At 45.6% G+C, this 14169-nt stretch carries 15 protein-coding genes; 12 read left to right on the forward strand and 3 right to left on the reverse strand.

The genetic code is table 11. The features are described 5' to 3' along the window. Positions 1–637 precede the first annotated feature (637 nt). On the forward strand, positions 638–1006 hold the full coding sequence (locus tag IT393_05920; protein ID MCC7202191.1) for a hypothetical protein: 369 nt from the start codon (positions 638–640) through the stop codon (positions 1004–1006). Between the two features lie 12 nt (positions 1007–1018). Continuing rightward, positions 1019–2065, forward strand: a complete 1047-nt coding sequence (locus tag IT393_05925; protein ID MCC7202192.1) for a sensor domain-containing diguanylate cyclase — start codon at positions 1019–1021, stop codon at positions 2063–2065. A 9-nt stretch (positions 2066–2074) separates the two neighbouring features. Here the strand turns inward: IT393_05925 and IT393_05930 are convergent, their stop codons facing one another. Then, positions 2075–2233, reverse strand: coding sequence for a hypothetical protein (locus IT393_05930; GenBank protein ID MCC7202193.1), 159 nt, complete (start codon positions 2231–2233; stop codon positions 2075–2077). Positions 2234–2358: 125 nt separating this feature from the next. Here IT393_05930 and IT393_05935 point away from each other — a divergent pair, with 125 nt between their 5' ends. The 3 genes from IT393_05935 to IT393_05945 all read left to right on the forward strand — a co-directional run bounded on the left by IT393_05935 (position 2359) and on the right by IT393_05945 (position 6718). Then, positions 2359–4617, forward strand: a complete 2259-nt coding sequence (locus IT393_05935; protein MCC7202194.1) for a phosphatase PAP2 family protein — start codon at positions 2359–2361, stop codon at positions 4615–4617. 242 nt (positions 4618–4859) lie between these two features. Next, positions 4860–5819, forward strand: a complete 960-nt coding sequence (locus IT393_05940; GenBank protein MCC7202195.1) for a glycosyltransferase family 2 protein — start codon at positions 4860–4862, stop codon at positions 5817–5819. After that, the gene (locus IT393_05945) at positions 5816–6718 is read left to right on the forward strand and encodes a flippase-like domain-containing protein (GenBank protein MCC7202196.1); all 903 of its coding nucleotides are present in this window, start codon (positions 5816–5818) and stop codon (positions 6716–6718) included. The genes IT393_05940 and IT393_05945 overlap by 4 nt, the downstream gene beginning before the upstream one ends. Before the next feature lie 21 nt (positions 6719–6739). Here IT393_05945 and IT393_05950 read toward each other — a convergent pair whose 3' ends face one another. After that, positions 6740–8293 (reverse strand): NCS2 family permease, encoded by a 1554-nt coding sequence (locus IT393_05950; protein MCC7202197.1) that lies wholly within the window; start codon positions 8291–8293, stop codon positions 6740–6742. 27 nt (positions 8294–8320) lie between these two features. After that, complete coding sequence (locus IT393_05955) at positions 8321–8524, reverse strand: hypothetical protein (protein MCC7202198.1); 204 nt, start codon at positions 8522–8524, stop codon at positions 8321–8323. A 54-nt stretch (positions 8525–8578) separates the two neighbouring features. Here IT393_05955 and lipA point away from each other — a divergent pair, with 54 nt between their 5' ends. From lipA to IT393_05990, 7 genes are all read left to right on the forward strand, one after another. Then, positions 8579–9472, forward strand: coding sequence for a lipoyl synthase (lipA, locus tag IT393_05960; protein MCC7202199.1), 894 nt, complete (start codon positions 8579–8581; stop codon positions 9470–9472). Positions 9473–9575: 103 nt separating this feature from the next. After that, positions 9576–9821, forward strand: a complete 246-nt coding sequence (locus IT393_05965; GenBank protein MCC7202200.1) for a rubrerythrin — start codon at positions 9576–9578, stop codon at positions 9819–9821. A 27-nt stretch (positions 9822–9848) separates the two neighbouring features. After that, the gene (locus tag IT393_05970; GenBank protein MCC7202201.1) at positions 9849–10817 is read left to right on the forward strand and encodes a thiamine pyrophosphate-dependent dehydrogenase E1 component subunit alpha; all 969 of its coding nucleotides are present in this window, start codon (positions 9849–9851) and stop codon (positions 10815–10817) included. Positions 10818–10994: 177 nt separating this feature from the next. Further along, entirely contained in the window at positions 10995–11969 is a 975-nt protein-coding gene (locus IT393_05975) for an alpha-ketoacid dehydrogenase subunit beta (protein ID MCC7202202.1), read from the forward strand. Positions 11970–11972: 3 nt separating this feature from the next. Continuing rightward, complete coding sequence (locus IT393_05980; protein MCC7202203.1) at positions 11973–13229, forward strand: 2-oxo acid dehydrogenase subunit E2; 1257 nt, start codon at positions 11973–11975, stop codon at positions 13227–13229. After that, positions 13213–13887, forward strand: a complete 675-nt coding sequence (gene lipB / locus IT393_05985) for a lipoyl(octanoyl) transferase LipB (GenBank protein ID MCC7202204.1) — start codon at positions 13213–13215, stop codon at positions 13885–13887. The genes IT393_05980 and lipB overlap by 17 nt, the downstream gene beginning before the upstream one ends. After that, positions 13868–14167, forward strand: coding sequence for a hypothetical protein (locus IT393_05990; GenBank protein MCC7202205.1), 300 nt, complete (start codon positions 13868–13870; stop codon positions 14165–14167). Before lipB ends, IT393_05990 begins: the two co-directional genes overlap by 20 nt. The last annotated feature ends 2 nt before the right edge of the window (positions 14168–14169 follow it).

The following is a 14169-nucleotide window of genomic DNA, read 5'->3' on the forward strand; positions in this document are numbered from 1 at the left end:
ACAGATCCAGAGACTGTCGTCCTGCCATTAGACGATCCCCCAGTTTTAGTTGTTTTCGCTGAAAAATGCGGGGTACCCATTGCGCCGAAGGCAAATGCAATGGGTCCTGCGGCGTCAGGACTTAAGATTTGAGCTCCAACGTACAACACAGTACGCCTCAGCTCAAATCTTAAGTCCTTCCTTGCACCTGGGCATTTTTGAGCTAAAACTGTATTGTTGCTGTATGCTCATACTTACCGTCCAGCCATTCTCAGGTTATGACTTTACAGAAAAAATGCTTTTGTGTCAATAGTTGAAAGACTATCTGTAGATCTACCACAAGCACGGTATAAGAACTTTCCCACAAGGATAGTGGATAACCTGTGGATAACACGCCTCCTGATGCCATTCAGCCCTCTTGTATGTTGACCTGCATGGTCAGTGCACATATTTTAAGCAGGTCAATTATCCTGTATTATCAAATAGATGCAAGTTTTCAACAAGGAGTGAAATTGAAACATCCAACATATGGGTGTCTTCATATTTTCTCCACAAGATACTTTCTGAAACGTTCAAATACAGTTATTTATTTTTAATCTGAGGTGTGATAAACTACCCCCACTTTTTGTATATGCAACCCGGGTAAGGAGTAAAATTTATGCGGCTGATCACAAGAAGTTTTGACAATGCGCCTGCTGATTCACTTGGTTATTCTGTTTTTGCCATTTCCACAACAAGACCTCAGCGGCACAGGGATGTAACGATCCTTTGGCTTTTTACCCCAACCTTTGATGTACAGATTGAATACAATAAGACAAGGGATTCTGAAAAACTAAATGAAAGGATGTCGGCCATTCTGAAACAGCGTGCTTCAGCAGTTGAGGAGTGGGTAAAATCCAATGCAAACGCCAGGGTATGCCTGCTCTGTTGGGAGAATGTAAATTCCTGTCACAGGAAACTTGTGGCAGAGGCCATTAGGGATGCAGGTGAAAAGGCAGGTGTGCCTGTATCAATAGATATTGCCTGATAAACAGTACGAATGGAAAGCAGAGTCAACAGTAACGAAGATGATTTGCTGGACATAATCCTGAATGTCAATAAATCCCTGTTCTCCACACTCGAAACCAGAGATTTATTGTTTCTAATCGTTCAGAAAATATCTGAGGTAATCCCTGTCACGCGGTGTTCAATAGTGAATGTTGAGGCGGACAGGAATGTTGGAAATGTCCTTGCTACATACGAAGATCCATCCCTTGATTCCATAACATTAGACCTTGAAAAATATCCTGAGATTTCGAGGTCTGTAATTGACAATGATATCGTATATATCGGAGAAGTAGAAACAGATCCTATTCTTGACGGAGTCAGGGAAAAGATCCTCTCTTTAGGCATAAAATCAATCGTTATCATGCCTATACGTTATTATGAAGGCGATAGGGGGTCACTTTTCCTGCGGACGTCAAGCAGGGGGAGCCGTTTCAGTGATAATGAGCTTAAACTGTTTCAGATCATAATAGAAGGTGCATCTGTGGCCCTTAAGAATGCCCATATGTTTAATGTAATGAGACAGGAGAAACTATCCCTTGAAAAAATGGTAATAACAGATGACCTGACACGATTATACAATCACAAATATTTTGTAAGGAGACTCGGCGAGGAGTTTAAACGCACAAAAAGATACAGCGGTTCACTCTCCTGTATGATGATTGACCTCGATAATTTTAAGCGGATTAATGATACTTATGGACATCAGGCAGGTGATAAGGTCTTAAGGGATGTGGCAAAGGTGCTAAAGAAGAGTGTCAGGGAAACTGATGTCATTGCAAGGTATGGAGGCGAAGAGTTCGGTGTAATCCTGCCGCATAGTATAAGAGAGGATGCCCTGAGGCTGGCAGAGCGCATCAGGACTTCAGTCAGAAGCTTTAAATTTGACAGTGTTAAAGAGGGGGAGGTGATAACTGTCAGTATTGGTGTTACAACATACCCGCATCCTGAAATAACCGACAATGACGACCTTGTCCGAAAGGCTGATAAAGCGTTGTATAAAGCCAAGGAGGGTGGGAAGGATCAGGTTGTCAGTTTGTGACACAAATCATTATTTTCCTTCGGCCGCTGCCTCCTTTTTTGCAGCTTCTTCTCCAGATTTATAGATATCAATTATGCTGATTACTTTGATATTAGCAGTTTCAAGGGCCTTTTTTATCTGAGCCATCTTTGCGTCTTCCACCTTTACTATATAATTAATTGTTGCCATTCAATCGCCTCCGTATGGAATAATAATTTATGATGTTGTAGAATGTAGCAATATTAGTAGTGGTTGTCAACCAATAATGGTAATGCGCAGCAGGTATCCGTACCTGAATGAATATTATTAACTGAATGAAAGTTATCATACCTTTAATCTTAGTCTTGCTGTTTTTTACTGATAATCGCGCGGCCGGTTTAGCAGAGTTATTTAATAATTCTTTAATGAAAGACTTCATGTCATGGATGAGTTACCTCGGTCTGGGGTGGATTCAGGTTTTGTTTTGTTTTGTTATTATATTAATTGGTTTGATCATAAAAAGAGATGAAAAGATAATTGATGCAGGGAAAAAGGGCATTTATGCCATTGCTGCATCAGGCGTGCTGGTTCAGATCATCAAACATATTATTGGCAGGCCCCGTCCAGGGGTGATGAAGGAATTTGGATTTACCCTTGGTCCATCCATTATACCGGGATATGATTCTTTTCCATCAGGGCATGCCACCTCGGCTTTCGCATTTGCATACGCCTTGTCCAAATTCTTCCCATGGATGAGATATCTCCTGTACAGTTATGCCATCCTTGTTTGCGTTTCAAGGATTTATGTAGGCGCCCACTTTCCGTCTGATGTCTTTGCAGGGATTCTGCTTGGCACATGGACAGGGCATGCAGTGGTTAATAAAGGGATGGGGTATCTCAGGGAAATTGTCAGGAAATATGGTGTGCCAATTGGTATTGCTGCACTTAGCTTTTTCATCTTTTTCTACAATCTTGACAACACCGGCCTTTTTGATGTTGATGAGGCAGTCTATGCTGAGGCTTCGAGGGAGATGATAGAGACTGGAGATTTTATAACACCACAATATAATTACACAAACCGGTATGACAAGCCGGTCTTCTATTACTGGCTAATGTCAGCGGCGTTCAGGGCCTTCGGTGTTACGGAGTTTGCCGCACGTCTGTGGTCTGCTGTCTTCGGTGTCCTGCTTACATTAATGTGTTACTATGTAATCCGCCGCATCGGGCATCCTGCCTGGGGTGCTATATCTGCCCTCATATTTGTTACATCTCTTGAGGTGATTGTGCTTGCACATGCCTCTATTACTGACATGACGCTTACTTTTTTTATTACGTCCTCCCTGTTCTGCTTTTTCCTCGGTTATGCAGGAGTTCGTAATGCGGTTAATAAAGCATCACACAGTATAAATTGGTGGTATATTGGTTTTTATGTAAGTCTGGCCTTTGCTGTTCTTACAAAGGGGCCTGTTGGAGTAGTACTGCCAGGCGCCATTATATTTATATTTCTTGTTATTAAGGGGGATTTTCTTAAGACATTTAAGAACCTGCACATCGTCTCAGGTATGATCATATTTCTTGCCGTTGCCCTTCCATGGTATCTGACAGAGATTAGTATTAATGGATGGGAATACATAGATGCCTTTTTCCTGAAACACAATGTCACCAGATTTACAGGTGTTGTCTCGGGACACAGCGGCCCTGTCTATTATTTCATTCCTGTCATCCTGATTGCCTTTTTTCCCTGGAGCGCCTTTCTGCCGCAGGCGTTATACAAATATTTCCCGCGATCAGGGCATAGGGGCAGGAATGAGCCTGCTGTGTCAATCACAATATTCTCTGTGATATGGTTTCTGGTAATTTTCATATTTTTTTCTGTATCAAAGACCAAGTTGCCTGGATATATTGGCCCTCTGTCAGCGCCGCTTGCCATTATGATCGGCAGATTGTGGTATGATTATGCTTATCCTGATATTGCCGGTGTGGAACAGTCAGATAGAAAGGGAATAAGGTTCTCCTTAGTCTGCCTGGTTATACTATCACTGATAATTGCCGCAGGAGCCGTGATATTGCCGGCCTGCTTATCCGGCTCTGCCATAATGCTGAGGCAGTTTCAGTGGCCCGTAGAACTGGGAAATGGATTCTACTATATAGCTGCGGTTATAATTGCAGGGATGTCTATATCTCTCCTTGCACTCTGGCGGGAGAGGAGGGGCGTTGCTATTGGCATATTGACAGGTATGGCTGCGGTTGTATCTTGTATACTATTCTCCTCTGTAATCCCACTTGCTGATAAACATCTTCAGTCAACATTAAGGGATTTCTCAAGGATTGCATCTGCCCAAATGGATGCGCATGACAAACTTGTTGTCTTTGGCCTTAATAAACCAAGCATATTGTTTTATGCTCAGCGTCCTGCTACCATAATGTTGTCGCGTGAGAGGGACAAATTGACTGAAATGATAGAGTCACAGGATAGGGTTTTCATAATTTCAAAGACATCAGCGATAGAAGATTTATCCGGACATCCTCATCTGTATGTCCAGTATGAGAAGGGTGGATACACCCTTGCAACTAACAGGCCTGTTAACAGGTGAGCCGTCATGAGCCGGTGGCTGACAAGGGGTTATGAAAACGTCATTCCCGCGTAAGCGGGAATCCAGACCTATGGCCTGGTTCTGGATTCCACTTCCGTGGGAATGATGTGTAGACAGGAGCATTTTAAGGTGAGAGTCTGTAATGAAGGCAGCGCCGGTACTGATGGCCTGCCTTATGTGGCAGATACCCGCCATTTCAGGGCGAAGGAGGCAGGTTGAAAATACAGGAAGGGAAAGTGGAACTGGTTAAGGATAAACCATATTTATCTGTTGTCATCCCTGTCTACAACGAGGCAGATAATATCCCGGGATTGAACTCGTCTATTATGGATGTCCTCTTTAAGACAGGACAGATATTTGAGATTATTTATGTGGATGATTGCAGCACAGATGAGACCTTTTCCATACTCAGGAAGATTTGTGCTCAATATGGATATGTGAGGGCCGTTAGATTAAGGAGGAACTTCGGACAGTCTGCCGCCATGTCAGCAGGGTTTGATTTTGCAAGGGGAGAGATAGTAGTTGCCATGGACGGTGATATGCAGAATGACCCGGCAGACATACCTGCATTGCTGACTAAGCTGAATGAAGGATATGACGTTGTTAATGGGTGGAGAAAGGACAGGAAAGACCGTCTGTTTTCAAGAAGGATCCCGTCTGTGATTGCAAACTGGATAATCGGGAGGACTACAGGAGTAAGATTGCACGACTATGGTTGTTCACTCAAGGCCTACCGTGCAGAGGTCATCAAGAACGTGCCGCTGTATGGCGGGTTGCACCGTTTTATACCTGCCCTTGCAAGCATCTATGGGGCAAGGATTACTGAGATGGCTGTAAACCACCACCCAAGGCTTCATGGAAAGAGCAAGTACACCATCTCCCGTGCATTCCGGGTTCTGATAGACCTCATTGCAGTTATTTTCCTCAAGTTCTTCCTTGAAAGGCCTCTCCATATATTCGGGTGGTCAGGCATCGTATTATTACTGAGCGGCACACTGATTGATGGTTACCTGGCTTTTCAAAAGATATTCCATGCTGCCAGTCTGTCCAACAGGCCATTGCTGCTGTTCGGAACCCTGCTTATCCTGGCAGGCCTTCAGTTATTCAGTATGGGGATACTTGCAGAGATACAGGTGAGGACATATTATGAATCGCAGGGTAAACCTATTTATAGTGTACGGGACAGGATTAATCTCGAATGAAAAAGGTCATAATTACTTTGCTGAAGGCGGGTGTCAGCATTGCCATCATTGTCTACCTCTTCAGGACTATAGACTTTGCCGAGGTCTGGCAGCTATTTAAAAATGTGCATGTTGAATATCTTATTTTTGCCCTCTGTCTTTATCTGGCAGGGCAGGTGTTATGTGTCTACCGCTGGAAACTGGTGGCATCCCTGATGGGATTTCATAACAGTTTCAGAGAGTTCTTTATTTACTATTTTATAGGTATGTTCTTCAACCTGTTTCTGCCGACAGCTATAGGAGGGGACGTCGGCAAATGTATTTATCTTGCCAGGGGAAACAAAAAGGTCCTTAGGGCAGCCGTATCTGTCCTTGCAGACAGGGGGGCTGGACTTATAGTGATGGTAGCAATTGCCGGCGTTTCACTTATGCTGATCAACGGGATTTCACTCCCATCATCCCTGCCTGCAGGCATATTAGTGGGGAATGTTGCTATGGTGGTAGGGCTTTTCACACCCCTGTTTGCAGGTAAATTGCTCTCAAGGCTTGGAGAGAAGGTCAATCTCCTTTTAACATACTGGAAACAACCGGCGCCGCTGATAAAAGCAATCGGGATATCTGTAATCTTCCATGCACTGATTATAATAATCCATATCCTGATAGGGATGTCTCTTGACATGTCTATCCCGTGGAAATTCTATCTTCTGGTAGTACCCCTGGTTGTTTTAGTGAGCATGATTCCTGTCAGTTTAAGCGGCATAGGTTTGAGGGAAGGGGCATATGTCTTTTTTCTCGCATTTGTAAATGTACCCAGGACAGAGGCTCTTACATTTGCATTTGGATGGTTTACGATATTGATAATCTCAAGCCTTGCCGGCGGCATTGTTTTTGCCATACATTCATTTGTCAGTAAAAAGTAGCACCGTCCTTTATAACGGGCATTACGCCCTGCTCCTTACCTGAAGAAGGAGCAGTAAAATTCCGACAGCCGCGTAGCATAAAGCAAACTCTCCTGCCGCCCCCGGTCCGAACCTGTTTGTGATGCCGGTTGGTGTAAGCGTATAGGCATGTATTATCCCGAAGTAGGATAGTATTGCGGCGCTGAATGCCCACAGTGATGCCTTCCAGTAGTATCTTTCTATGACATGTACTGACATTGCTGCAAGGATCATGGATGTGAATATGAACCCCTGGCTGAGTGAAATGGCGCCGGTAATCGGCAAAATTCCCTGAAAAGAGCCACTGGTAACAGTGTTGTAGAGATTGGTGCCTGCTGCCCGCAGGCCTGTGTCAACCATATTCAGTCCCCACGATGCAAAGGCCGGGAACAGTCCCATGGCGACTGCAAGGGCGTGCTGTTTAGGCGTTTCCTGAAAGGCCTGTGCTGCGATAACAATACCTATCCATAACAGGATGCCTATGCCTGCCTCAATAGGTATTATCCTGAGGACGGAATCCATTGTGCCTGTGAGGCATATTGCCACGATGAATATGCCGTTTAAAATCGAATATCCGGTGCGTGCGCCAAGGGCCTTCCACCCGGGATGCCCGATGTAGATGGTAGTTGGAAAGCAGCTCCCGAGGAATGAAGCAAGGATGCTGCCGAGGCCGTTGGCAAGGAGTGATGACGATGTGTCATATTTGTCACCGGCTGCCTCAGCGCTCTCGAGGTTCTGTAAAGAGCCGACTACATTAAACAGTCCCATAGGGATTATGACAGACATGTAGCGCCAGACATATTCACTTGTGATGAGGCTAAATATACTGTCAACCACAGGGATTGGAAGGTGGAGACTCACCTCTATACCCTTGCTCCAGTCTGGATCAAAGTAACCGCTGATCCCTGATAGTTTGAGGAGCCATGCAACTGCAGTTCCTGTAATGATGGCAAGCAGTCCCCCTGGTAGTCCTCCCGGCATCCTGACATGAGACATGTAATAGAAGAGTATGATGGCCATTGGGACAAAAGTCAGGGCTGGCTTTGCAAATATCTGGAATGTGAATTCCATCGAAATAAAGGTTACTGCAATACCGGCGAGTGTCGATAGCAGGGCGGCCCTTGGCGTAACCTTGCGTATCCAGCCTCCGACCAAAGCGCCTGCAGTCTCAATAATGCCGCTGAACAGACAGGCAACGAGTCCTATCTTCCAGGTAAAGACCGGGTCTTTGGTCTCGTTATATACGGGCGCCATTATAAAGAAGATGTAAGCGAAGAGGCTTACCGTGTTGATCCCGTAGGGGAGTGCGGTCACGTCATCCCTGCCTGTTCTCATAGCGAGTTTACGCGCCTGTATTGAGTAGAAGATGTTGCCGCTTATGATAGAAATGGCAGCCCCGGGCAGGATATATTTAAATATGATGTCTTCAGGAATTCCGGCTACCCTGTTTGTCAGGGTAACGATCAGCATCAACTGGATCAGATTGTCAATGGCAAGACCAAAGAAACCGTCGAGGTCTTTTCTGACAAACCACGGATATGATGGGTGCGAGGCCATGTTCAGGCGATAGTTATAGCACAGTTGTCATTTTTCTTCCAGACTGTCAATCCTGACATTGAAACCTGTGACGCAAATCTTCATGTCAAAACCAAATATAGAACTACTGATGCAGACAAGAGAGTTTCGTGCACTTACCCCAGGTCCGGCGAGGATTGCAGCCATTTTAAAATTTGTGTAGATGGGAAACCAGTTTAGAAGGCTGAAATTCTTCAGTATATCGTCGGACATTTGTGTCAATTCCGGAATTGTCCCATCTGCCCAATTTTGCTATAGTATATACAAATGCAACAGCACAAATATCAAAGAAGGCCTGAATGGCTTAAGACAAGGTTGCCGGTTGGTGACAATTACAACGATATAAAGAGACTGCTCAGGTCATCAGAACTCCATACGGTTTGTGAAGAGGCAAATTGCCCGAACATAGGTGAGTGTTTCAGTCAGAGGACTGCCACATTTCTCATCCTTGGGAGTGTCTGTACCCGTGGCTGCAGGTTTTGTAATGTAGATAGCGGGATGCCCCTGCCCCTTGATAGTGAGGAGCCTGAGAGGGTTGCAAGGGCGGCAAAAGAGATGGGGCTTAAGCATATAGTCGTGACCTCTGTTACGAGAGACGACGTTCCTGACGGCGGCGCGGCTATGTATGCAATGACAACATCAGCGATCAGAAGGCATAGCCCTGACAGCACAATCGAAGTCCTGATTCCGGACTTCAAGGGATCTGATGATGCATTATATACCGTCGTTAGGGAAAGGCCGGATGTAATAAACCATAATATTGAGACCGTCCCGCGGCTTTATACGACTGTCAGACCCGGTGCTGTCTATGAGCGGTCGTTAAGGCTCCTTAAGACCGTAAGCGGGAGCGGTTATAAGATCACTGTTAAGGCCGGTTTAATGGCAGGGCTGGGGGAGGAATTTCAGGAGATAGTTGAAGCTATGAGAAATATCAGGGATACCGGATGTGAAATACTGACGATAGGTCAGTACCTGAGTCCGACAAGAAACCACCTGCCTGTCCTGCGGTATTATCACCCTGATGAGTTTAAAGAGCTAAAGGCCATTGGCCTGGAACTGGGATTCAAATATGTAGAATCAGGGCCGCTGGTAAGGAGCTCGTATCATGCAGTTAAACAGATGCAGATGAAGGTCTCTCCGGAAGGGCAGAATGGGAGCTGAAGCTCCGGGTATAATGATAAATTGTTCTATTTGACAACAGGTATTGCAGCTGTTATTCTGATATTCAGTTTCAAATCATGCCAGATAAGAGGAGGTTCGATCAATGAACGGTTCCGGTGCCTCTGAAAGTGTTACCCTGATTGATATAGTCAGGGAGGCAATTCAAAAAGAGATAGATTCATACAACTACTATTATAATGCTGCATCAGTTGCTGTTAAGCCTGCTGCAAAGAGGATGTTCCTGAAACTCGCTGCCATGGAAGAGGGGCATGCCGCCGAGCTTGGGAAACACCTGTCAGATCTTGAAGCGCAGTTGCATATAGATAAAGCCATATCATCAAGCTTCTAATCTCCTTTCCCTTTTCACGGAGGGCATATGGATATAGAAAAAGCAGACCTGCTCAGATTATACCATTTCCTTAAACTGACCCGCCGCTTTGAAGACCGGATAACTGCGCTGTATCGTCAGGGCAGGATACTTGGCGGTGTATGGACCAGTAATGGGATGGAGGCCATATCCGTAGGTTATGCCTGTGCCCTGGACAAGGATGATGTCATTGCGCCATATTTCAGGGACATGGGGGCGTATATTGTCAGGGGAATTACCGTTAACAGGATTATGGCGCAATATTTTGGGAAAAAGACAGGTGTTACAGGCGGCAGGGAAGGCAACGTGCATGTAGGTGACATCAATCTTGGTGTCCTCGGCTACCCAAGCCATCTGGCGGATAATTATCCGGTTGCGGCCGGCGTTGCCCTTTCATTCAAGATCAGGGGAGAGCGGCGTGTTGCAGCAGCATGTACAGGCGACGGCGGCACGAGCAGGGGGGACTTTCATGAGGCAATGAACATGGCCTCAGTATGGAAGGTGCCTGTTGTATTTGTCTGCAACAACAATCAGTACGCCTATTCCACGCCCTTAAGCCTGCAGATGGCCATCAATAATGTTGCGGAAAGGGCCCTCGCCTATTCTATACCGGCTGAGACCGTTGATGGCAATGATGTGATTGAGGTCTTTTTGGCAATGAAACGTGCATGTGAGAGGGCCAGAGAAGGGAATGGACCATCGTTTATCGAATGCAGGACCATGCGAATGCATGGACACTCGGAGCATGATGCAGCTAAATACGTCCCGCGGGAGTTGCTTGAGGAATGGAAAAAGAAAGACCCGGTTATACGAATGGAAAATTATCTGTTGTCAAATAATGTGGCATCTCAGAAAGATTTGTCTGATATTGACGCAGGGATAATGAAGGAGATTGCAGAGGCTGAGGAGTTTGCTGAGAAGAGTCCTTTGCCGGAAGGAGAGGATGCCGTAAAAGGAGTTTACGCTACTCCTGTATGAAGGGGATTTCAAGGTGAACCGTCATGAGCCCTTCGACTGTTCGACAAGCTCACAGCTCACAGCTCAGGGCTCACAAAGGCAGATGAAAATCCCCCTTGGTCCCCCTTTACAAAGGGGGAAATCAGTTCCCCCCTTTAGTAAAGGGGGGAGAGGGGGGATTTGAATGGAGATTTTCAGATGAGTGAAATAACTTACTTACAGGCTATTCATGATGCACTTGATGAAGAGATGTCTGATAACAAAGATGTCTTTCTTATGGGTGAAGACATCGGATACTATGGCGGTGCATTCAGGGTTACAGAAGGATTATATGATAAATACGGGCGTTGGCGGGTTATAGACACCCCCCTGTCAGAGTCCGGATTTACAGGGGCTGCAATAGGGGCATCGCTTATGGGAATGAGGCCTGTTATTGAGATGCAGTTTGCTGATTTTATCTCCTGTGCCTTTGACCAGATTGTTACAGTAGCTGCAAAGAATTACTTCCGGTGGGGAGGGAAGACCCCGATTGTAGTCAGGTCACCGTTTGGCGGCAATGTGCATGGAGGCGCCTTTCATTCTCAATGCCCTGAAGGGTGGTTCCTGAATGTTCCCGGCCTTAAGATAGTAGCCCCGTCAAATCCATATGATGCCAAGGGGTTGCTTAAGTCTTCTATCCGTGATGATGACCCTGTCTTATATTTTGAACACAAATTCCTCTACAGGCGGATAAAGGGAGATGTCCCTGATGAAGACTACACAGTACCCATAGGTAAATCGAGGATAACAAGGGAAGGAAAAGATTTAACTGTTATTACCTATTCTGCAATGGTTCATGTTGCGTCAGAGGCTGCTGAGATACTTGAAGGGGAGGGGATAAGCACAGAGATAATAGACCTGCGGACACTGATGCCATTGGATAAGGATGGGATTCTTGCTTCTGTAAAAAAGACAAATAAAGTGATTATACTTTATGAGACACCCAGGACAGGCGGGATAGGGGGAGAAATAGCCGCACTGATCTCTGAAGACGTCTTTGACTATCTTGACGGACCAATTATAAGGATCGGGGCTAAGGATACGCCGGTCCCATACAGCCCGCCGATGGAAGAATGCTATTTGCCAAATGTTGATGATGTGGTTGTTGCAGCCAGAAAGTTAATAGCCTATTAAATCATGACTACCAAAGTAATAATGCCGCAGATGGGGGAGAGTGTTGCTGAGGGGACTATCCTCAAATGGCTGGTAAATGAAGGGGACAGGATAGAGAAGGACCAGTCCATAGTCGAGATAAGCACAGATAAGATTGATACTGAAATCCCTTCACCTGTGAGCGGGGTCCTGACAAAGATTCTTCATGCGGTTGATGAAACGGTGCCTGTTGGCAGCATTATTGCTGAAATCCGTGAGGAGGCCAGAGGGACTGCAGATGAAAAAACAGGTGAGGTTAAGACGCCTGCGATGGAGCCTCCGTCAACAGTTAAGTCAGAGGGAAAGGCCATTCAGGTTGAAGGTGAGAAACGGTATTCCCCCCTTGTGAAAAAGCTTGCACGGGAATACGGGATAGACCTGCAGAGTGTAAAGGGATCAGGAATAGGCGGGAGGGTGACAAAGGAGGATTTGGCCGTTTACACCGGGGGCAGGAAAGATAAGATGGTGCCTTTGGCAGCGGAAGGAAAAAGGTCTTTAGAGGACGAGAAGACGAGGGAAGTGATGGTTCCGCTTACACCTGCCAGACGAATAATAGCCGAACGAATGGTTCAGAGCATAAAGACTTCTCCTCATGTAACAACTACGTTTGAGGTGGATATGTCGGAAGTTGCAAAGTATCGTGAGACTAACAGGGAGGTTGTTCAGAAGGGGCAGGGTGTGCACCTGACATATCTGCCGTTTATTATCATGGCAGCAGCGTCAGCCCTCCGGGAAAATCCCCGGCTCAATTCATCATGGTCTGATAATGGCATAGTTATAAAGAAATATATAAATATCGGTATCGCAGTGTCTCTGGAAGATTCCCTTATTGTACCGGTAATCAGGAATGCTGATACAAAGAATCTTATCGGGCTTGCCAATGAGAGTCAGTCTCTGGCTCAGAAGGCAAGGGACAAGAAATTAAAGCCTGAGGACGTACAGGACAGCACATTTGCAATTACTAATTATGGCATCTCCGGGAGTCTGTTTGGCACGCCGATAATCATGCCCCCGCATGCGGGTATCCTTGGCATTGGGGCCATTGCTAAAAGGCCGGTCATAATTAATGATGCTATTGCAATAAGGCATATGGCATATATAAGCCTTTCATTTGACCACAGGATAATTGACGGCGCACAGGCTGATAAATTCCTGTCAGGGATAAAGGATTTTCTGGAGGGATGGGGAACTAAAAGTGAAAAGGTGCATGTTACTGAAGCCGGGTTTGGTGGAGTATGGTAGGGCGTGGTCTCTGCAAAAAAGGCTTTTTGATGAGCGTCTGAACAACAAAATGCCTGATGTACTGATAATAATTGAGCACCCTCCGACTTATACATTTGGCCGCCGCAGTATTATGAAACAGCGTGAATTCAGTGAGGATATCAGAGAAGCAGCGTCCTTCGATGTTGACAGGGGGGGAGGCGCTACATATCACGGTCCGGGACAACTTGTTGCATATCCTATCCTGGGCCTCAGATCATATACCCAGGATTATCACAATTATCTTAGGATGCTTGAGGAAGTGATAATTTTGACACTTGAGGACTTCGGTATCATGGCTGAGAGAGCCCGGAACTTTACAGGGGTATGGGTAGACGGAAAGAAGATAAGCTCAATTGGTGTCAGGATCATAAAGGGAATTACAATGCATGGGCTTTCACTAAACATCAATAATGACCTGACCCCTTTTAACAGGATTATACCATGTAATATTCATGGAGTTGAGATTACCTCAATGTCTGAAATTGCTGGTACTGAATTAAGTATGCTTGAGGTTGAAGAAAATTTCGTGGATAACTTTTCCAGTGTGTTTGAAGTTGAAATGGGTGAATTCATGATGTACAATATACCTCCTGAACATCAAATAGGAGGATTCTTCAATGCATTTGGTTTTTCTTGAAAAAGAGCTCAGTGACGGCAAGTTTGAGATAACAATCAGACAGGGGAGGGATGAGCTTAAGAGGTTAATCGGCAGGAAGTATACCTTCCCTGAGAAACTGGTCCTTACGAAGCAGCAGAGGGAGGAGAATAAGGATTGTATGAAAGACATCCTTACCGGCGCCTTCTGCCTGCAGGAGCACGAGGGTATTTCCTTTGTTGTAAAGAATGAGAAGGGTGATACGATAGAGGATTATTACAAGAGCATTTATGATGATATAGAGGGCGGCGTGAGGATGTAACC

Source organism: Nitrospirota bacterium (assembly GCA_020851375.1).
GTDB lineage: Bacteria > Nitrospirota > 9FT-COMBO-42-15 > HDB-SIOI813 > HDB-SIOI813 > RBG-16-43-11.